This window comes from Niveispirillum sp., from assembly GCF_052437035.1.
Taxonomy (GTDB): domain Bacteria; phylum Pseudomonadota; class Alphaproteobacteria; order Azospirillales; family Azospirillaceae; genus Niveispirillum.
Window position 1 is genome coordinate 1 of sequence record NZ_JBQVOH010000021.1, and the last position, 19,687, is coordinate 19,687.

The 19,687-nt window shown below is 62.3% G+C and carries 17 protein-coding genes, 1 tRNA gene and 1 pseudogene; 2 read left to right on the plus strand and 17 right to left on the minus strand.

Going from position 1 to position 19,687, the window contains the following annotated elements; genetic code table 11:
• From ACT6Q8_RS25160 to ACT6Q8_RS25180, 5 genes are all read right to left on the minus strand, one after another.
• Window positions 1-89: GTP-binding protein (locus ACT6Q8_RS25160; RefSeq protein WP_245584062.1), on the minus strand; the 89-nt coding region annotated here is incomplete at its 3' end.
• Window positions 90-126: 37 nt separating this feature from the next.
• Window positions 127-2,199 carry an elongation factor G gene (gene fusA, locus ACT6Q8_RS25165; RefSeq protein ID WP_054169739.1) on the minus strand — a complete coding sequence of 691 codons (2,073 nt, stop codon included), beginning with the start codon at window positions 2,197-2,199 and terminating at the stop codon, window positions 127-129.
• A gap of 18 nt (window positions 2,200-2,217) precedes the next feature.
• A complete protein-coding gene (rpsG, locus tag ACT6Q8_RS25170; RefSeq protein WP_054169738.1) occupies window positions 2,218-2,688 on the minus strand; it encodes a 30S ribosomal protein S7 in 471 nt (156 codons plus the stop codon).
• Window positions 2,689-2,700: 12 nt separating this feature from the next.
• Entirely contained in the window at window positions 2,701-3,072 is a 372-nt protein-coding gene (gene rpsL, locus ACT6Q8_RS25175) for a 30S ribosomal protein S12 (protein WP_054169737.1), read from the minus strand.
• Between the two features lie 399 nt (window positions 3,073-3,471).
• Entirely contained in the window at window positions 3,472-4,077 is a 606-nt protein-coding gene (locus ACT6Q8_RS25180) for a Uma2 family endonuclease (protein ID WP_082372585.1), read from the minus strand.
• 161 nt (window positions 4,078-4,238) lie between these two features.
• Here ACT6Q8_RS25180 and rimO point away from each other — a divergent pair, with 161 nt between their 5' ends.
• Both rimO and ACT6Q8_RS25190 read left to right on the plus strand, forming a co-directional pair.
• A complete protein-coding gene (rimO, locus tag ACT6Q8_RS25185; RefSeq protein ID WP_444735267.1) occupies window positions 4,239-5,576 on the plus strand; it encodes a 30S ribosomal protein S12 methylthiotransferase RimO in 1,338 nt (445 codons plus the stop codon).
• Window positions 5,577-5,665: 89 nt separating this feature from the next.
• Window positions 5,666-6,067, plus strand: coding sequence for a DUF2306 domain-containing protein (locus ACT6Q8_RS25190; protein ID WP_444735266.1), 402 nt, complete (start codon window positions 5,666-5,668; stop codon window positions 6,065-6,067).
• Between the two features lie 13 nt (window positions 6,068-6,080).
• On the opposite strand, the gene ACT6Q8_RS25195 is transcribed toward ACT6Q8_RS25190, so the two are convergent.
• The 12 genes and pseudogenes from ACT6Q8_RS25195 to tuf form a co-directional block, all read right to left on the minus strand.
• Window positions 6,081-6,362 carry a hypothetical protein gene (locus ACT6Q8_RS25195; protein WP_444735265.1) on the minus strand — a complete coding sequence of 94 codons (282 nt, stop codon included), beginning with the start codon at window positions 6,360-6,362 and terminating at the stop codon, window positions 6,081-6,083.
• 10 nt (window positions 6,363-6,372) lie between these two features.
• Window positions 6,373-6,714, minus strand: a complete 342-nt coding sequence (locus tag ACT6Q8_RS25200; protein WP_444735264.1) for a hypothetical protein — start codon at window positions 6,712-6,714, stop codon at window positions 6,373-6,375.
• Window positions 6,715-6,862: 148 nt separating this feature from the next.
• Complete coding sequence (rpoC, locus tag ACT6Q8_RS25205) at window positions 6,863-11,149, minus strand: DNA-directed RNA polymerase subunit beta' (protein WP_444735263.1); 4,287 nt, start codon at window positions 11,147-11,149, stop codon at window positions 6,863-6,865.
• 88 nt (window positions 11,150-11,237) lie between these two features.
• Window positions 11,238-15,440, minus strand: coding sequence for a DNA-directed RNA polymerase subunit beta (gene rpoB, locus ACT6Q8_RS25210; RefSeq protein ID WP_444735262.1), 4,203 nt, complete (start codon window positions 15,438-15,440; stop codon window positions 11,238-11,240).
• A gap of 378 nt (window positions 15,441-15,818) precedes the next feature.
• Window positions 15,819-16,196 (minus strand): 50S ribosomal protein L7/L12, encoded by a 378-nt coding sequence (gene rplL / locus ACT6Q8_RS25215; RefSeq protein ID WP_054169730.1) that lies wholly within the window; start codon window positions 16,194-16,196, stop codon window positions 15,819-15,821.
• Window positions 16,197-16,241: 45 nt separating this feature from the next.
• Window positions 16,242-16,760, minus strand: a complete 519-nt coding sequence (gene rplJ, locus ACT6Q8_RS25220) for a 50S ribosomal protein L10 (protein WP_054169729.1) — start codon at window positions 16,758-16,760, stop codon at window positions 16,242-16,244.
• Between the two features lie 308 nt (window positions 16,761-17,068).
• Complete coding sequence (gene rplA / locus ACT6Q8_RS25225) at window positions 17,069-17,776, minus strand: 50S ribosomal protein L1 (RefSeq protein WP_156344801.1); 708 nt, start codon at window positions 17,774-17,776, stop codon at window positions 17,069-17,071.
• Window positions 17,776-18,210, minus strand: coding sequence for a 50S ribosomal protein L11 (rplK, locus tag ACT6Q8_RS25230; RefSeq protein WP_054169741.1), 435 nt, complete (start codon window positions 18,208-18,210; stop codon window positions 17,776-17,778). Before rplK ends, rplA begins: the two co-directional genes overlap by 1 nt.
• Window positions 18,211-18,342: 132 nt before the next feature.
• Window positions 18,343-18,873, minus strand: coding sequence for a transcription termination/antitermination protein NusG (nusG, locus tag ACT6Q8_RS25235; protein WP_054169727.1), 531 nt, complete (start codon window positions 18,871-18,873; stop codon window positions 18,343-18,345).
• A 4-nt stretch (window positions 18,874-18,877) separates the two neighbouring features.
• Complete coding sequence (gene secE / locus ACT6Q8_RS25240) at window positions 18,878-19,075, minus strand: preprotein translocase subunit SecE (protein ID WP_054169740.1); 198 nt, start codon at window positions 19,073-19,075, stop codon at window positions 18,878-18,880.
• 105 nt (window positions 19,076-19,180) lie between these two features.
• Window positions 19,181-19,256, minus strand: a tRNA-Trp gene (locus ACT6Q8_RS25245).
• Window positions 19,257-19,522: 266 nt separating this feature from the next.
• Window positions 19,523-19,687 (minus strand): annotated as a pseudogene (gene tuf, locus ACT6Q8_RS25250) (elongation factor Tu); the annotation flags it as partial.

Below are 19,687 nucleotides of genomic sequence, written 5' to 3' on the forward strand. Positions count from 1 at the left end.
GCCGTCAGAGACGTCTTGCCATGGTCAACGTGACCGATGGTGCCGATGTTGCAGTGCGGCTTCGTCCGCTCAAACTTAGCCTTAGCCATGATGTTCCGTCCTCATTTCAATCGGTTGACGACCAGTTCAGGCCACCTTGCTGCGAAGCTCGTCAGCGATGGCGTGCGGCGCCGGTTCATACGTTTCGAATTGCATCGAGTACTGTGCCCGGCCCTGACTGCTGGACCGTAGCGTATTCACATAACCAAACATCGTCGCCAGCGGCACCTTGGCATCGATCACCCGGGCATTGCCCCGTTGATCCATGCCGAGGATTTGCCCCCGGCGGCTGTTCAGGTCGCCGATGATATCGCCCAGATATTCCTCCGGGGTCGTCACCTCGACCTTCATCACGGGCTCCAGCAGGACGGGGCGAGCCTTGGCCAGCCCTTCCCGCAATGCCGTCCGCGCAGCCATTTCAAATGCCTGCACAGAGCTTTCCACATCGTGGAAGGCGCCATCGACCAGTTCGACCCGGATATCGACCACCGGATAACCGGCAACCACACCCGACGTCCTGGCGGCCTCAAGCCCCTTCTGCACACCCGTGACAAATTCCTTTGGCAGCGTTTCCGCCGACACCTTGTTCACGAACACCAGCCCCTGACCCGCTTGCGCCGGCTCCACCACCAGCTTGACGCGGGCGAATTGGCCGACATTGCCGATCTGGCGCCGATGCGTGTGATCCACCTCGCCCCGGGCGGTGATGGTCTCGCGGTAGGCCACCTTAGGCTTGCCCACCGCCGCCTCCACACGGAACTCCCGGCGCATGCGGTCCACGATGATCTCCAGATGAAGCTCACCCATGCCCCGCAGGATCGCCTGACCCGATTCGGGATCGCGACCGATCCGGAAGGAAGGGTCCTCAGCCGCCAAACGACCAAGTGCCACTGCCATCCGGTCGTGATCGGCTTGGCTACGCGGCTCGATCACCACCTCGATCACCGGCTCGGGAAACTCCATCCTCTCCAACAGGATCGGATGGGCCGGATCACACAGCGTATCCCCCGTCGTCGTCCCTTCCAGGGAAGCAAACGCGACAATATCGCCCGCATGAGCTTCCTCGATCTCCTCCCGGCTATTGGCATGCATCAGTAGCATGCGGCCAGCCTTCTCTTCCTGCTTCTTGCCGGGATTGGCCATGACGGCATCCTGACGCAGAGAACCGGAATAGATACGGGCGAAGGTCAGGGACCCCGCGAACGGATCATTCATCACCTTGAACGCCAGCGCCGCGAAGGGCGCCTCGTCATTGGCGGCGCGGGTAACCGCATCGCCCGACGGCGTCGTACCCTGGATATCGCCCTTATCCGCCGGGGACGGCAGAAAATCGACGACGGCATCCAGCATGGGCTGCACGCCCTTATTCTTGAAAGCCGACCCGCACAGCACCGGAACGAGCTTCAGCCCGATCGTGCCCTTGCGGATCAGACGGCGCAGTTCCTTCTCATCCGGCTCAACACCGGACAGGAAGGCGTCGGTCGCGGCTTCTTCCATATCGACCGCCTGCTCGACCAGCTTGGCGCGCCAGCGCTTTGCCTCGTCCAGCATGTCGACCGGCACATCCACCGTATCGAACCGGGCCCCCAGCATGTCATCGGCCCAGATGATCGCCTTCATGGCAACCAGATCGATAACACCCTTGAAACCCGCCTCCACACCAAGCGGCAATTGAAGCAGCACGGGGTTGGCCCCCAGCCGCTCCGCAATCATCGCCACCGTCCCCAGAAGGTCCGCGCCGACGCGGTCCATCTTGTTCACGAAGCAGATACGCGGCACGCGGTACTTGTCCGCCTGCCGCCATACCGTCTCCGACTGGGGCTCGACACCCGACACCGCATCGAACAGGGCAACCGCACCGTCAAGAACCCGCAGGGAACGTTCAACCTCAATGGTGAAGTCAACGTGACCCGGCGTGTCGATGATGTTGATACGGTGGTCCTTCCAAACACAGGTCGTGGCTGCCGAGGTGATCGTGATGCCCCGCTCCTGTTCCTGCTCCATCCAGTCCATCGTGGCGGTGCCGTTATCGACCTCGCCAATGCGATAGGACTTGCCCGTATAAAACAGGATCCGCTCCGTCGTCGTCGTCTTGCCGGCATCAATGTGCGCGGCAATGCCGATGTTCCGATAGGAGTGGATGGGATGGGACCGGGCCATGGATCAGGGCGTCCGAACTTACCAGCGGTAGTGCGAGAAGGCCTTGTTGGCTTCGGCCATGCGATGCGTGTCTTCACGCTTCTTCACGGCCGTACCGCGCTGCTGCGCGGCGTCCAGAAGCTCACCCGACAGACGCTCGGTCATGGTGTTTTCCGAACGGTTGCGGGCAGCACCGATGATCCAACGGATCGCCAGAGCCTGCGCACGGTCGGAGCGCACTTCCACCGGCACCTGATAGGTCGCACCACCGACGCGGCGGGAACGAACTTCCAGATACGGACGGACATTGTTCAGGGCGTCATGGAAGAGCTGCAGAGCGTCCTGCTTCGTCTTCACCTCGATGCGATCCAGGGCACCGTAGACGATGGACTCAGCCACCGACTTCTTGCCGTCGTACATCAGGCAGTTCATGAACTTCGTCAGCACGATATCGCCAAACTTGGCGTCGGGCAGAACTTCGCGCTTGTCGGCTTTACGACGACGGGACATTGCTCGCTCTCCTTACTTCGGACGCTTCGCGCCGTACTTCGACCGGCGCTGCTTCCGATTCTTCACGCCCTGAGTATCGAGCGTGCCGCGGATGATGTGATAACGCACACCGGGAAGATCCTTCACGCGGCCACCACGGATCATGACGACCGAGTGTTCCTGAAGATTGTGACCTTCACCGGGGATGTAGCTGATGACCTCGTAGCCGTTCGTCAGGCGCACGCGGGCGACCTTACGAAGCGCCGAGTTCGGCTTCTTCGGGGTGGTGGTGTAGACACGGGTGCAAACGCCACGCTTCTGCGGGCATTCCTGCAGGGCCGGCACCTTATCCCGGGCCACCAACGGAGCCCGCGGCTTGCGGATCAACTGACTGATCGTCGGCATGAACGCCCTTCGCCTTTTCTCATATCCCCGAAACGGGGATGTCATTCCAAACCGGTCGCACCACCAACCTCATAACGACGGACGAAAAACACCCGCATACGAAGCTTAAGGCTCCGTGCGGGAGAATCTCATGCGCCGTCCGAACAAGGACTCGGGTGCGGCTATCGACTGTTCCGGGGAGGTTCCTTGGAGCTGGCCAACGTCCCTGATGGGTAAGCGCTTGATGCCAACAGTGGGGACAGCGTCTAGACGCCACGAGGGCGGGCTACAGCCTGCCCCCCCGAAATAGGTTGGCGGACTATAGGGATGTCGCCCCACCCCGTCAAGCGCGACCCTAGGCCTTCCGTCCCGTTGGCAACGCATCGTGGCCCCCTGGACTCCGCAGGGCTGGCGGACCGGTCAGGGGGCCGATGCCGCTGCCGGCGGCGGGCCATCTGCGGGGAGGGTCAGTTCCACATCCTCATAAATCTCAGCCATGGGGAGGGTGACGCCGATGCTGTCGAGCGTGACGGAGGCTTCCAGACCCCGGATCGTTTCGACAATCCAACGGTCGCCATCGACCCGCCAGAGCAGGGCGCGTGCCTCGTCCTGGTCCAACTCCAGCACCTGCTGGATACCGACCGAGGCATAATCATCACGCTTGCGAGCCATTTCGCTGGCGGAATTGCTCGGCGACAGGATTTCAACGGCCAGCAGCGGCATATCCGCCGTCCGCCGGTCCGGGCCGCAGCGGACCAGCAGGTCTGGCGCCCGGACAGTCCAGCGCTTATCGATGCGCAACGCGCTGCCGCTCTCCACAACGCAGGGGCGGGCAGCATATTTCAGGCCCTGCTTCAGGCTGGCACCCACATTCACATCCATGCGCCCATGGCTGCGGGTCGGCGCTGACTGCGCCACCGGCCATCCTTCCACCAGCTCATAACGGAGGTCATCGCCCGAGTCCCAGCACAGGAACTCCTCGATGCTCATGCGTTTCAGGTCAGACCCTTTAAGAGCGACGGCCATGGCGGCATCCCGGTGGCGAACGTTCAGTTAATTTATATACCCCGAATCGTGCCGGCACACCATCCGCGCTGCTTTCCGCCACCCCGCCATGCTTGCGGCCCCACTGGCCTCAACGCGCACACGAGATTATATAGGCCGCTTGTTTTCAAGGACCCTTCCCCATGACCAAGCAGACCCATTCCCCCGCCCCCGCGCCCAAGGTCGGTATCGTCTCCCTCGGTTGCCCCAAGGCACTGGTGGATAGTGAACGCATCCTGACCAAGCTGCGGTCGGAAGGGTATGAGATTTCCGGCTCCTATGACGGGGCCGATGTCGTGCTGGTCAACACCTGTGGCTTCCTGGACAGCGCCAAGGCGGAAAGCCTGGAGGCGATCGGTGAAGCCATCAAGGAGAATGGCAAGGTCATCGTCACCGGCTGCCTGGGCAAGGAAGAAAGCCTGATCCGGCAGAACCACCCCAACGTCCTGGCGGTCACCGGTCCGCACCAGTATGAGCAGGTGGTCAGCGCCGTTCACGAGGTGGTGCCTCCGCGCCACGATCCCTATCTGGATGTGGTACCGCCGCAGGGCCTGCGCCTGACGCCCCGCCACTACGCCTATCTGAAGATTTCGGAGGGCTGCAACAACCGCTGCACCTTCTGCATCATCCCGTCCATCCGCGGCGATCTGGTCTCCCGCCCCGCCAACATGGTGCTGGCCGAGGCCGAGGCGCTGGTGAAGGCCGGTGTGAAAGAGATCCTGGTGGTCAGCCAGGACACCTCGGCTTATGGCATGGACACCCGCTATGCCGAGAGCAAATGGAAGGGCCGCCAGGTCCGGGCCAAGTTCATTGATCTGGCCCGCGAGCTGGGTGACCTGGGTGCCTGGATCCGCCTGCACTATGTCTATCCCTATCCGCATGTGGATGAGGTGATCGGCCTGATGGCGGACGGCAAGGTGCTGCCTTATCTGGACATCCCCTTCCAACATGCCGCCCCCAACGTCCTGAAGGCCATGAAGCGCCCGGCCAACACCGACAAGGTGCTGGACCGGATCAAGATGTGGCGCCAGGGCTGCCCCGACCTGACGCTCCGCTCCACCTTCATCGTGGGCTTCCCCGGTGAGACGGAGCAGGATTTCCAGTATCTGCTGGACTGGCTAACCGAGGCGCAGATCGACCGTCTGGGCTGCTTCAAGTATGAGCCGGTAGAGGGTGCGCCCGCCAACGAGATCCCCGGCGCCGTTCCGAAGGAGGTGCAGGAGGAGCGCTGGAACCGCCTGATGGCCCATCAGCAGGAAATCAGCGCCAAGCGTTTCGCCACCAAGATCGGTCGCGAGATGGATGTGCTGATCGACGAGGTCGACGAGGAAGGGGCCGTTGGCCGCTCCTGGGCCGATGCCCCGGAAATCGATGGTGCCGTCTACCTTAATGACGAATTCAAGGTGAAGCCGGGCGATATGGTCCGCGTGAAGATCGAGGAAGCCGACGAATACGATCTGTGGGGCAGCGTCATTCGCTGATTTCTTTTACGTCCCTTTAACCAGGCCATTGATTTTCCTGTCTGGTTTGTCCGATAGGTTGGAAAAACCTATCGGACAGGGGATTTAAATTGCAGGGTTTCGACCTTTTCCTGGGTGCCCCGGCGCTGATCCAGCTTCATGCCGTTCTGGCAGCCACCGCCATCATCCTGGGCGGCGTACAGTTCGCCATGCCCAAGGGTACGCCGACCCACCGGCTTCTGGGTCGCATCTGGGTGGCCTCCATGGCCACCGTGGCGGTGTCTTCCTTCTTCATCCATGAAATCCGGATGTTCGGGCTGTTCAGCCCCATCCATCTTCTGTCGGTGCTGACGCTGATCACGCTGTGGCAGGCCATCCGTTTGGTCCGGAAGGGCGATATCGTGCGCCACAAGAAGGCGATGGTGCGGCTTTACGTTCTCGCGCTGCTCATCACCGGGGCCTTCACGCTGTTGCCTGGACGCCTGATGTATAAGGTGTTCTTCGGCGCATAAGCTTAATCGGGGACTACTCGTCCCCGATCCACACCTTGGCAGCCAAAAGGCGCTGCGCCCCTTCGCGCAGTTCATCATGCAGGTGCCGGACCTCCGCCACGATCCGTTCTTCCAGCTGTTCCAGCTTACGGCCGCGATGGGCGTGCAGCAGGCCGCCCAGCTTCTTGGCCGTTCGGGCCAGCGGCGCGAAGGAACGACCAACGCCCAGGACCTCGTCCCGGTAATCCGGCTGAAGCACATTGGGGTACAGCCGGTCCATGCGGTCCAGCGCCAGGGTCAGCTGGGTACGGTTCATCAACCTGCCCTCAGTTCCGGATGACCGGGCGCCAACGCGGCGGCTTGCCCCCCGCCTGGTCGGTCTCGGCCTCTGCCGCCTGAACGCGCAGCGACCCTGGTGGTGGCGAGCTTGGCACGGCAGTCGGGGCCGCCTGACGGGTGGTCAGCGACCTCAGCCAGTAGATATGCGCGATAGCAACAACCGCACCGACGGGAATGGGTGCAGCCACCAACAGCATCGGGTTCTGCTCCGCGATAGACATGGCCTGCGGCAGGCTGCGCAGCACCTCCCCCACGATTGAGGCGGCACCGACCCCCGACAGGGCGGAGAATAGCAAGCCTACCCTGCCTGACAGAAAACCCTTAGCCATGGCCAACCACTCCCACCTAAAATTAGTGACGGCTATTTAGGCGTTGGCATGCTGGCTTGCCAAGGGCGAAGCGTCAAATCCCGTAACGGAAAAGGGCCGCCCAGTTGCCGGGGCGGCCCTTCCCTACTCAACCAAGCACCTGCCGAACTTACTCGGCAGCCGCTTCCGGCAGGGCCGGCGTTTCGCCGTCTTCGCCCAGCTGCATGGCGCGGTCGCGCTCGGCAGCGATGGCCTTCAGACGGTTGACGACCGAACCGGTACCAGCCGGGATCAGACGACCGACGATCACGTTCTCCTTCAGGCCTTCCAGATTGTCGACCTTGCCCTGGACGGCAGCTTCCGTCAGGACGCGGGTCGTTTCCTGGAACGACGCGGCAGAGATGAAGGAACGGGTCTGCAGCGAGGCCTTGGTGATGCCCTGCAGAACCGGCTTGCCGACCGCAAAGCGCAGATCGACTTCGCCTTCCTTGATCCGCTGCTGAACGGCGCGGTTTTCCTGCTCGAACTCCACGCGGTCAACCTGATCACCGATCAGCAGGGTGGTATCACCCGGATCGGAGACTTCGATCTTCTGCAGCATCTGGCGGACGATCACTTCAATGTGCTTGTCGTTGATCTTCACGCCCTGCAGACGATAGACGTCCTGGATCTCATTGATCAGGTAGTTGGCCAGTGCTTCCACGCCCATGACCGACAGGATGTCGTGCGGCACCGGGCTACCATCCATCAAGCTGTCGCCCTTCTGGACATAGTCGCCCTCCTGAACGGCAATGTGCTTGCCCTTCGGGATCAGGTACTCGCGCTCTTCCCCCGTCTCGTCATTCTTCACGACGATACGGCGCTTCGTCTTGTAGTCCTTGCCGAACTCCACCCGGCCCTCGATCTCCGCGATGATCGCGAAGTCCTTGGGACGGCGGGCTTCGAACAGCTCGGCCACGCGCGGCAGACCGCCGGTGATGTCACGCGTCTTGGAGCTTTCGCGCGGGATACGAGCCAGCACGTCACCGGCCTGGACCTTCCCACCGTTCTCCACCGACAGGATGGCATCCACGCTCATGAAGTAGCGGGCTTCCGCACCATTTGGCAGCTTCAAGACTTCGCCATTGCTATCCAGCAGAGCGATACGCGGACGCAGGTCGGCGCCACGCGGCTGCTGGCGCCAATCGACCACGACCTTGGAGGAGATGCCGGTGGCCTCGTCCATCACTTCGCGGACGGACAGGCCCTCCACCAGATCGACATAGGTGGCCGTACCCTCGCGTTCCGTCAGGATCGGCAGGGTATACGGGTCCCATTCGGCCAGACGGTCACCGCGCTTGATGGACGCGCCATCAACCGCCAGCGCCTTGTTCAGCTTGGCACCATAGGGCACGCGGTGCTTGGCGCGCTCACGGCCCTGCTCGTCCAGCAGCGCCAGCTCACAGTTGCGGCCCATCACCACGGGCACACCCTCGCTGTTCATGACGAGGTTACGGTTGCGCACCACCACCTTGGCGTCGAGCGTAGCCTCAATGAAGCTCTGCTCCGCACCACGCTGCGCCGCACCACCGATGTGGAACGTACGCATCGTCAGCTGCGTGCCAGGCTCACCGATCGACTGCGCCGCGATGACGCCGACCGCCTCGCCCATGTTCACCCGCGTACCACGGGCCAGATCGCGGCCATAGCAGTGGGCGCACACGCCGTCCTCGGTCTCGCAGGTCAGCACCGAACGGATATGAACCGTGTCGATACCTGCGGCGTCGATCAGCTCCAACTCGCGCTCGGTGATCAGCTCGCCAGCCGGAACGATCATCTCCCCGGTCAAGGGGTTAACCAGATCGGCGGTCGAGGTACGACCCAGAATACGCTCCGACAGCGGAACGATAACGTCGCCGCCATCGATCACCGCCTTCACGGTCAGACCGTTCTTCGTACCGCAATCCACCGTGGTGATGATGGCGTCCTGCGCCACGTCCACCAGACGGCGGGTCAGGTAACCGGAATTCGCCGTCTTCAAGGCGGTGTCAGCCAGACCCTTACGGGCACCGTGGGTGGAGTTGAAATACTCCAGAACCGACAGGCCTTCCTTGAAATTGGAGATGATCGGCGTCTCGATGATTTCGCCCGAGGGCTTGGCCATCAGACCGCGCATACCGGCCAGCTGCTTGATCTGGGCCGGCGAACCACGAGCGCCCGAATGGGCCATCATGTAGACCGAATTCACGCCCAGACCCGGACGCGGCTGCTCGATGACCTTCATCATCGCGCCGGCGACCTTTTCGGTGGTTTCCGACCAGACGTCGACCACCTTGTTGTACTTTTCGCCCTGGGTGATCAGACCATCCAGATACTGCTGCTCGAACTCCTTCACGCGGTCCTGGGCTTCCTTGACCAGCGTCTGCTTCTCGGCCGGGATGACCATGTCATCCTTGCCGAAGGAGATGCCGGCCTTGAACGCGTTGGTGAAGCCCAGACGCATCATCCGGTCGGCGAAAATCACCGTCTCCTTCTGACCGCAATGGCGGTAGACGACGTCGATGATGTTGCCGATTTCCTTCTTGGTCAGAAGGCGGTTGATCAGGTCGAACTTGATGGCCGGATGGCGGGGCAGGATCTCCGACAGCAGCATGCGACCGGGGGTGGCCGTCACGCGGGTGGTGATCGGATTGCCTTCGCTGTCCACCGTGTGATAGCGGGCCTGGATATTGGAATGCAGCGTGACGACCTTAGCCGCCAGCGCATGCTCGATCTCGCCGATGGAGCCGAAGACCATGCCTTCACCCGCGGCACCGGGCAGTTCCATTGTGATGTAGTACAGACCCAGGATGATATCCTGAGACGGCACGATGATGGGACGGCCCGAGGCGGGCGACAGGATGTTGTTGGTCGACATCATCAGGACGCGCGCTTCCAACTGGGCCTCAAGGCTCAGGGGGACGTGCACGGCCATCTGGTCGCCGTCAAAGTCAGCGTTGAAGGCGGTGCAGACCAGCGGGTGCAGCTGGATGGCCTTGCCTTCGATCAGGGTCGGCTCGAACGCCTGGATGCCAAGACGGTGCAGGGTCGGCGCGCGGTTCAGCATCACGGGATGCTCGCGGATGACCTCTTCCAGGATGTCCCAGACCTCGGGACGTTCCTTTTCCACCATGCGCTTGGCGGCCTTGATCGTGCTGGCCAGACCGTACAGTTCCAGCTTGGCGTAGATGAAGGGCTTGAACAGCTCAAGCGCCATCTTCTTCGGCAAGCCGCACTGGTGCAGTTTCAGTTCCGGACCGACGACGATAACCGAACGACCGGAATAATCGACGCGCTTACCCAGCAGATTCTGACGGAAGCGGCCCTGCTTGCCCTTCAGCATGTCGCTGATGGACTTCAGCGGACGCTTGTTGGCACCGGTGATGACGCGACCGCGACGGCCATTGTCGAACAGCGCGTCCACAGCTTCCTGCAGCATGCGCTTTTCGTTACGGACGATGATGTCCGGGGCCTTCAGCTCGATCAGACGCTTCAGACGGTTGTTGCGGTTGATCACGCGCCGATACAGATCGTTCAGATCCGACGTCGCGAAACGACCGCCATCCAGCGGCACCAGCGGACGCAGCTCGGGCGGAATGACCGGAACGACTTCCAGGATCATCCATTCCGGGCGCGTCGCTTCCGGGTAGGTCTTGTAGATGGTCGGGCCATCGGGGCGCTCAATGCGCTCCTTATAACCTTCGAACCGTTCGTAATCGGCGACCGTCTCAACCTCGACCGGGTTGCCCAGGAAGGCTTCCAGCATCTTCAGACGCTTGACGAGCTTCTTGCGCTTGGCCTCCGAGGAGGTCTCGCGCAGGTCGTCACGGCAATTCGCCTTCTCGGTCACCAGGTCCAGGGAGGACAGCATGTCCTTCAAGGCCTCGGCGCCGATCTTGGCGGTGAAGGTGTCTTCGCCGTACTTGTCCTGGAAGTCGATCAGCTCGTCTTCGGACAGCAGCTGACCCTGCTTCAGCTCGGTCAGGCCCGGCTCGATAACGACATAGTTCTCGAAGTAAAGGATACGCTCCAGATCCTTCAGCGTGTTGTCCAGCAACAGGCCGATACGGGACGGCAGCGACTTCAGGAACCAGATATGGGCAACGGGCGAAGCCAGTTCGATATGGCCCATGCGCTCGCGGCGGACCTTGGACAAGGTCACTTCCACGCCGCACTTTTCGCAGATGATGCCGCGATACTTCATGCGCTTGTACTTGCCGCACAAGCACTCGTAATCCTTGATCGGACCGAAGATGCGGGCGCAGAACAGACCGTCGCGCTCCGGCTTGAAGGTCCGGTAGTTGATTGTCTCGGGCTTCTTGATCTCGCCAAACGACCAGGAGCGGATACGCTCCGGGCTGGCGATCGAGATGCGGATCTGGTCGAAGCTCTGCGGACCCTGCGGGGTGCCGAAGATGTTCATCAATTCGGTATTCATATGCCGTCTCCCCTGGGGGTCATGGCTTCGTCAAACGATGAGGACGCCCGGCAGGCGGTGACCCGCCGGGCGTCGACCTGATCGGCCCTTAGTAGTCGCGCTCGTTCAGCTCGACATTCAGGCCCAGAGAACGCAGTTCCTTGACCAGAACGTTGAAGCTTTCGGGAATGCCGGCTTCGAAGTTGTCGTCGCCACGGACGATGGCCTCGTAAACCTTGGTACGGCCGGACACGTCGTCCGACTTCACCGTCAGCATTTCCTGCAGCGTGTAGGCGGCGCCGTAAGCTTCCAGTGCCCACACTTCCATTTCACCGAAGCGCTGGCCACCGAACTGGGCCTTACCACCCAGCGGCTGCTGGGTCACAAGGCTGTAGGGGCCGATGGAGCGGGCGTGGATCTTGTCGTCGACCAGGTGGTGCAGCTTCAGCATGTAGATGTAGCCGACCGTGACGCGGCGGTCGAACGGCTCGCCCGTACGCCCGTCGATCAGCTGCATCTGACCCGAACGGTCGATGCCGGCATCTTCCAGCATGCGGCAGATATCCTCTTCGCGCGCACCGTCGAAGACGGGGGTAGCGAAGGGGATGCCGCGACGCAGGTTGTTGGCCAGCTCGATCAGCTCGGCATCGCCCATGTCGGAGATGTCGGCACCCCACACATCCTCACCATAGATGTGACGCAGGCGGGCCCGCAGCTCATCCAGGGTCTTGGACTTGATGGCGGCATCGGTCGCCTTGGCCCGCATCTTGTCCAGCATCTCGCCGATCTGACGGCCCAGACCCGCAGCGGCCCACCCAAGGTGGGTCTCCAGGATCTGACCGACATTCATGCGCGACGGCACGCCGAGCGGGTTCAGCACGATATCGACATTCCGGCCATCTTCCAGGTACGGCATGTCTTCGATCGGGGTGATGCGCGAGATAACGCCCTTGTTGCCGTGACGACCGGCCATCTTGTCACCGGGCTGCAGCTTGCGCTTCACAGCCACGAAGACCTTGACCATCTTCATCACGCCGGGCGGCAGCTCGTCACCGCGCTGCAGCTTCTCGACCTTGTTTTCGAACTTCTCCTGCAGGCGCTGGACGCTGTCGTCAAACACCTTGCCGGTCTGCTCGATGAACTCCATCACGCCGTCATCGGCGACGGAGATATGGCGCCACTGATTGCGGCTGAGACCCGACAGCAGCTCGGCACTGATCGCCTCGCCACCCTTCAGGCCCTTCGGACCGGACACGACGGTCTGACCGATCAGCAGTTCCTTCAGACGGGTATAGAAGGAGCGTTCCAGAATGCCCTTCTCGTCGTCGCGGTCCTTAGCCAGCTTCTCGATCTCGGCCCGCTCGATCGCCAGGGCGCGCTCGTCCTTATCCACGCCACGGCGGGAGAAGACGCGCACTTCCACGACGGTACCGACGACACCCGGCGGCAGGCGCAGCGACGTGTCGCGCACGTCAGAGGCCTTTTCACCGAAGATGGCGCGCAGCAGCTTTTCTTCCGGCGTCATCGGGCTTTCGCCCTTCGGCGTAACCTTGCCGACCAGGATGTCGCCCGGACGGACTTCGGCGCCGATATAGACGATGCCGGCTTCGTCGAGGTTCTTGAGAGCCTCTTCGCCGACATTCGGAATGTCGCGGGTGATTTCTTCCTGGCCCAGCTTGGTATCGCGGGCCATGACCTCGAATTCCTCAATATGGATCGAGGTGAAGACGTCATCGCGCACGATCCGCTCGGAAATCAGGATCGAGTCTTCGAAGTTGTAGCCATTCCAGGGCATGAACGCGACCAGCACGTTACGGCCCAGGGCCAGTTCACCCAGGTCGGTCGAGGGACCGTCGGCGATGATATCGCCCTTGATCACCCGGTCGCCCACCTTCACCAGCGGCTTCTGGTTGATACAGGTGTTCTGGTTGGAACGCTGGAACTTCAGTAGGTTGTAGATATCGACGCCGGGGGCCGCCGGGTCCGTATTCTCGGTCGCGCGGACCACGATACGGGTGGCGTCCACCTGGTCGACGATGCCGGCGCGGCGGGCAACGATGGTCACACCCGAGTCACGGGCAACCGTCGCTTCCATGCCGGTACCGACCAGCGGGCTATCCGCCTTGATCAGTGGCACGGCCTGACGCTGCATGTTGGAACCCATCAGCGCGCGGTTCGCGTCGTCGTTCTCCAGGAACGGGATCAGCGCGGCGGCGACGGACACAACCTGCTTGGGCGACACGTCGATCAGGTCGATCATGTCGGGCCGCGCCAGCAGATATTCACCGCCCTTACGGCAGGACACCAGCAGCTCGGCGAACTTGCCATCGGCCTGCAACGGCGCGTTGGCCTGGGCCACCATGTAGCGGCCTTCTTCCATGGCCGACAGGTACACCACCTCCGACGTCACCTTCTGGTCCACCACCTTGCGGTAGGGGCTTTCGATGAAGCCGTACTGGTTCACGCGGGCATAGGTCGCGAGGCTGTTGATCAGACCGATATTCGGGCCTTCCGGCGTCTCAATCGGGCAGATACGGCCATAGTGGGTCGGATGCACGTCGCGGACTTCGAAGCCCGCGCGCTCACGCGTCAGACCGCCCGGCCCCAGGGCCGAGAGACGACGCTTGTGCGTGATTTCAGACAGCGGGTTCGTCTGGTCCATGAACTGCGACAGCTGCGAGGAGCCGAAGAATTCACGGACGGCAGCGGCCGCCGGCTTAGCGTTGATCAGGTCATGCGGCATGACCGTATCGATCTCGACCGAGCTCATACGCTCGCGGATCGCACGTTCCATGCGCAGCAGGCCGACGCGGTACTGATTTTCCATCAGTTCGCCGACGGAGCGGACGCGACGGTTGCCCAGATGGTCGATATCGTCGATCTCGCCGCGGCCATCCTTCAGTTCCACCAGGATCTTCAGGATCTTCAGGATCTTCAGGATGTCTTCCTTGCGGAGCACGCGCACCTGATCGTCCGTCTGGAAATTCAGACGGGCGTTCATCTTCACGCGGCCCACGGCCGACAGGTCGTAGCGTTCCTGGTCGAAGAACAGGCCCTGGAACAGCGCTTCCGCGCTTTCCAGTGTCGGCGGCTCACCCGGACGCATGACGCGGTAGATATCGACCAGCGCATCCTCACGGGACGCGTTGCGGTCGGCAGCCATCGTGTTGCGGATATAGGGGCCGACATTCAGATGGTCGATGGCCAGGACGGGCAGTTCCTGCACGCCCTGCTTTTCCAGCTTGTCCAGCGACGCGCTGCTGATTTCGTCACCAGCCTCGTACAGGACCTCACCGGTACGCTCATCGATGATATCGACGGCCAGATAACGGCCGATGATCTCTTCGATGGGAGCGGAGACTTCCGTCAGGCCCTGCTCGACCAGGCGCTTCAGGACGCGCGGGGTCATCTTGGTCTCGCGCTGGACCAGGATCTCACCCGTGCGGGCGTCGATCAGGTCAGTGGCGAGCTTCTGACCCTTCAGACGCTCCGGCTCGAAGGCGGTCTTCCAGCCGGCGCCGGAACGGGTGTAGGTCACGGTCTCGTAGAAGGCACCAAGGATTTCCTCCTTGGTCATGCCCTGCGCCTCGTACGGCTGCAGGTCCTTGCCCAGCGCCTTGCGGGCGGCGCGGGAGGCTTCCGTGTCCAGGCCATCCAGCGCGTACAGCAGCGTGGTGGCCGGCAGCTTGCGGCGGCGGTCGATGCGGACATAGACAATGTCCTTGGCATCGAACTCGAAATCCAGCCACGAGCCGCGATAGGGGATGACGCGGGCGGCGAACAGGTACTTGCCCGAGCTGTGGGTCTTGCCCTTGTCGTGGTCGAAGAACACACCGGGGCTGCGGTGCATCTGGCTGACGATCACGCGCTCGGTGCCGTTGATGATGAAGGTCCCGTTGGCCGTCATCAGGGGCATGTCGCCCATGTAGACGTCCTGCTCCTTGATGTCGCGGATCGAGCGCAGGCCCGTATCCTCGTCAACATCGAACACGGTGAGACGCAGCGTCACCTTCAGCGGGGCGGCGAAGGTCATACCGCGCTGCTGGCATTCCTCGACATCATATTTCGGCTGCTCAAGCTCGTACCGGACGAAGTCCAGCACGGCGCGCTCGGAGAAGTCCCGGATCGGAAATACCGACTTGAAGACTTCCTGGAGACCGAGGACCGCCCGCTTTTCCGGCGCCACGTCCATCTGCAGGAAGTGGTCGTAGGAACTGCGCTGAACCTCGATCAGGTTCGGCATGCGGGTCACCTCGGGGATACGCCCGAAGCTCTTGCGGATACGCTTACGTCCCGTGAACGACTTGGCCATAGAGTGCCTCTCGTGAACTCGCCCGGTGCAATGCGCGCTCTAGTCAATGCCCAAATTCGAGGCATCGGGCCGAAACCCGCCACCCCAAAACACGAATCGACGCGGGCGCAAATCCGGTTCGGATAGGCGCTTAGCCACGTCGTTATCATCAGCGTCACCCACTTCCGCTGCCGGTGGAAGCCAGGATCCGCCTTGGTTTTTCCCATCCAGAGCAGGGTTTGACCCCACCCCTTCCGGAACCGCCATGGTCCCGTCCCGGAAAAGCCCGCCATGATAGCGGAACGTTCCGGTTCAGAAAAGACAGACGACGCCGGGCGGCGCCCCCCGTTCCCGGGGGCCACCGTCCAGCGCCCTCTTATGCAGCGAAGATCGCCACTATTACTTGACGGCGACCTTGGCGCCGGCGTCTTCCAGCAGCTTCTTGATCTTGGCGGCCTCGTCCTTCGACACGGCCTCCTTGACGACCTTCGGAGCGCCTTCGACCAGGTCCTTGGCTTCCTTCAGGCCCAGGCCGGTGATGGCGCGGACTTCCTTGATGACGTTGATCTTCTTGTCGCCACCGTCAACCAGCTCAACCGTGAACTCGGTCTGCTCTTCAGCAGCCGGGGCAGCGGCGGCAGCGGCCACCGGAGCGGCAGCGGCCACCGGAGCAGCGGCGGAAACGCCCCACTTCTCTTCCAGCAGCTTCGACAGTTCGGCGGCTTCCAGGACGGTCAGGGCCGACAGTTCTTCAACCAGCTTTTCCAGCTTGGACATGATGCTCTCCTAAGGGAACTAGATAAACGTTGAGTTTGATGCGGCTCAGGCCGCCTCGTCCTTCTTGGCGTAGGCCGCGAGAACGCGGGCCACTTGGCCACCCGGTGCCTGCAGAATACCAGCGATACGGGTCGCCGGGGTCTGGATCATGCCGAGCAGGCCAGCACGCAGTTCCGTCAGCGACGGCAGCTTGGACAGGGCATCAACACCCGAAGCGTCCAGCGTGACAGCGCCGATGGAGCCGCCAATGACCTTGAACTTGTCGTTGGTCTTGGCGTAATCGATGGCAACCTTGGCCGCCGCAACCGGGTCCTTGGACCAAGCCATGGCGGTCGGGCCCTTGAACAGGCCTTCGGTCTTCTCGAACTGCGTGCCCTTGAGGGCGATGACGGCGAGCGAGTTCTTGGTCACTTTGTAGCTAGCGCCCGCAGCCCGCATCTTGCGGCGCAGGTCGGTAACTTCAGCCACCGTCATGCCGGACTGCTTAGTCACGACGACGAGGGCTGCCGACTGCAGCTCAAGATTAAGGGCCGCGATCGTAGCTTCCTTCTGTGAACGATCCACGGTTCGCCTCCATTTGGGACAGGACAGCCAAAAAGGCCATTCCGCCCGGTTACAACACATCCAGGCCGGTTCAAACGAACCAGCCCAGACGGGGTTACCTGTCCCAGAAGCTTCAAGCCATCATGTCCAGGGCGGTTGTCGCCGTCCCGGCGTATCAATGCTTTCGCTCCTGTCTGCGCCGGCTGGTCTATTAAGCGTCAGGGAAAGGTCCCATCGGCGCGCGGCGGTCTCGGACAGGGTGGGTCTCCAACTCTTGGAGACCCGGTCCCGTTCCGGCCGAAACCGGAACGGGAAACTCGTATCTGAACTTAGGCGTTCAGGGCTGCGACCAGAGCGGCCACGTCCAGCTTCAGGCCCGGACCCATCGAGGAGGACAGCGAGACCTTCTCGACATAGGTGCCCTTGGCGCCCGAGGGCTTGGCGCGGTTGATCGCGGAAACGAACGCCTTGACGTTCTCTTCCAGAGCTTCGGCAGAGAAGCTGGCCTTGCCGACGCCGGCATGGATGATACCGGTCTTCTCGGCGCGGAACTCAACCGAACCGCCCTTGGCGGCCTTGACGGCCTCGGCGACGTTCGGGGTCACGGTGCCCAGCTTCGGGTTCGGCATCAGGCCACGGGGGCCCAGGACCTTACCCAGCTTACCGACCACGCCCATCATGTCCGGGGTGGCGATGCAGCGGTCGAAGTCCATGTTGCCGGCCAGGATCTGCTCGGCCAGATCGTCGGCACCGACCAGATCGGCGCCAGCGGCCTTGGCTTCCTCGGCCTTGGCGGCGCGAGCAAACACCGCAACGCGGACGGTCTTACCGGTACCGTTCGGCAGAACCACCATGCCACGGACCTGCTGGTCGGCGTGACGCGGGTCGATGCCCAGGTTCATCGCGATTTCGACGGTCTCGTCGAACTTGGCGGTGGCGTTGCTCTTCACCGTGGCGACGGCGTCGCCCAGGGCGTAGAACTTGGCGCGGTCAACGTTGCCGTTGGCCTTCTTCAGACGCTTACCGATGGCCATGATCAGCCCTCCACCACTTCGAGACCCATGGAACGGGCGGAGCCGACGATCATCGTCATCGCGGCTTCGACGTCGTTCGCGTTCAGATCGACCATCTTCTGTTCGGCGATGGCGCGGACCTGGCTGGTGGTCACCTTGCCGACGGTGGCGGACTTGCCAACCGTGGCGGAACCCTTGGTGATGCCCGAGGCCTTCTTCAGGAAGTAGGTCACCGGCGGGGTCTTGGTCACGAACGTGAAGGTACGGTCACCGTAGGCGGTGATCACGACCGGAATGGGCATGCCCTGTTCCAGCTGGGCCGTCTTCGCATTGAACTGCTTGACGAACTCCATGATGTTCAGACCGCGCTGACCCAGCGCCGGACCGATGGGCGGGCTGGGGTTGGCCTTGCCGGCCGGAACCTGCAGCTTGATATAGCCGACGATTTTCTTCGCCATGATGATCCTCATAGTCTGACAGAAGGCCGGGCCGTTCCGTCATGGGATTGCGTGGTGCGGCCGCCCTTGGACTTGCGGGCTGAAGCCTCCCACACGGGAACCGGCCGGTGGAGACCACCGACCGGAAACTCGTCAGATCTTTTCGACCTGGGTATATTCCAGTTCCACCGGGGTGGCGCGGCCGAAGATCGACACGGCAACCTTGAGGCGGGACTTGTCCTCGTCCACTTCTTCCACCAGACCGGTGAAGGAGGTGAAGGGACCGTCCGTGACACGGACATTCTCGCCCACCTCGAAGGTGATAGAGGGCTTGGGCCGCTCCACGCCTTCCTGCACCTGGTTCATGATGCGCAGCGCCTCGGTTTCCGAAATGGCCTGCGGCTTGCCGCCGCCGCCCAGAAAACCCGTCACCTTCGGCGCATTCTTCACCAGATGCCAGGTGTCATCCGTCAGCTCCATCTTCACCAGCACATAGCCGGGGAAGAACTTGCGCTCGGAATTGATCTTGGCGCCTCGGCGCACTTCCACGACCTCTTCGGTCGGGACAAGGATGTCGCCGAACAGCTCTTCCAAGCCCTTCTGCGCAGCCTTCTCACGAACCGCCTGAGCGACCTTCTTTTCGAAGCCGGAATAGACGTGGACGACGTACCAACGCATGGCCATGGGATCAGCCCCCGATACCAAGAATGAGGCGAATGCCGAATCCGAGGATCTGGTCCACCGTCAGGAAGAAGACAGAGGCCAGGATCACCATCACGAAGACCATGGCGGTCGAGACGAGAGTCTCCTTCCGCGTCGGCCAAGTGACCTTGGCGACCTCACGGCGCACCTCGCGCAAGAATTCTGCGGGATTGGTTTTAGCCATGTCGGCGTTGGCCATCATTCCTGAATGCACATACCGTGTTGTCACCCTGGCACTGGCACCGGCTGGGGGCCGGACTTCGGCAGGGGGCCATCCTTGTTAAAGGGATGGCAGGAGTGGAGGGGCTCGAACCCCCAACCCCCGGTTTTGGAGACCGGTGCTCTACCAGTTGAGCTACACTCCTACACCGTCGGTTCCATTCCGGGCGCCAGTGACAAAACATCACCATCGCCCCGAGCGGTCCCGGGGAGTGCGGGTTGATAGCGCAGTTGCGCCCGCAACGCAACAACCAGTTTGCACTGATCGCTGATACCCGTTGCAGGGGATCATTGCACCCACCGCATTCCCGGAAAGGCCGGACCGTCACCGGCCAAGCCCTTCCATAAAAAGGAAAAGGGCCGCTGTCACCAGCGGCCCTGTCCCTGTCAACAGGCCTTGCGGCCCGGCAACTTACTTGACGATCTTCGACACGACGCCGGCGCCGACGGTACGACCGCCTTCACGGATGGCGAAGCGCAGACCTTCGTCCATGGCGATGGGGGCGATCAGCTTCACGGCGAAGCGGATGTTGTCGCCGGGCATCACCATTTCCGTACCTTCCGGCAGGGTCACCGA

What these genes read in the sequence shown, in the direction of transcription:
- fusA (WP_054169739.1), bottom strand. Translation starts at nt 2,199, where the DNA reads ATGGCCCGGTCCCATCCCATCCACTCCTATCGGAACATCGGCATTGCC.
- rpsG (WP_054169738.1), bottom strand. Translation starts at nt 2,688, where the DNA reads ATGTCCCGTCGTCGTAAAGCCGACAAGCGCGAAGTTCTGCCCGACGCC.
- rpsL (WP_054169737.1), bottom strand. Translation starts at nt 3,072, where the DNA reads ATGCCGACGATCAGTCAGTTGATCCGCAAGCCGCGGGCTCCGTTGGTG.
- ACT6Q8_RS25180 (WP_082372585.1), bottom strand. Translation starts at nt 4,077, where the DNA reads ATGGCCGTCGCTCTTAAAGGGTCTGACCTGAAACGCATGAGCATCGAG.
- rimO (WP_444735267.1), top strand. Translation starts at nt 4,239, where the DNA reads ATGACCAAGCAGACCCATTCCCCCGCCCCCGCGCCCAAGGTCGGTATC.
- ACT6Q8_RS25195 (WP_444735265.1), bottom strand. Translation starts at nt 6,362, where the DNA reads ATGAACCGTACCCAGCTGACCCTGGCGCTGGACCGCATGGACCGGCTG.
- ACT6Q8_RS25200 (WP_444735264.1), bottom strand. Translation starts at nt 6,714, where the DNA reads ATGGCTAAGGGTTTTCTGTCAGGCAGGGTAGGCTTGCTATTCTCCGCC.
- rpoC (WP_444735263.1), bottom strand. Translation starts at nt 11,149, where the DNA reads ATGAATACCGAATTGATGAACATCTTCGGCACCCCGCAGGGTCCGCAG.
- rpoB (WP_444735262.1), bottom strand. Translation starts at nt 15,440, where the DNA reads ATGGCCAAGTCGTTCACGGGACGTAAGCGTATCCGCAAGAGCTTCGGG.
- rplL (WP_054169730.1), bottom strand. Translation starts at nt 16,196, where the DNA reads ATGTCCAAGCTGGAAAAGCTGGTTGAAGAACTGTCGGCCCTGACCGTC.
- rplK (WP_054169741.1), bottom strand. Translation starts at nt 18,210, where the DNA reads ATGGCGAAGAAAATCGTCGGCTATATCAAGCTGCAGGTTCCGGCCGGC.
- nusG (WP_054169727.1), bottom strand. Translation starts at nt 18,873, where the DNA reads ATGGCCATGCGTTGGTACGTCGTCCACGTCTATTCCGGCTTCGAAAAG.
- secE (WP_054169740.1), bottom strand. Translation starts at nt 19,075, where the DNA reads ATGGCTAAAACCAATCCCGCAGAATTCTTGCGCGAGGTGCGCCGTGAG.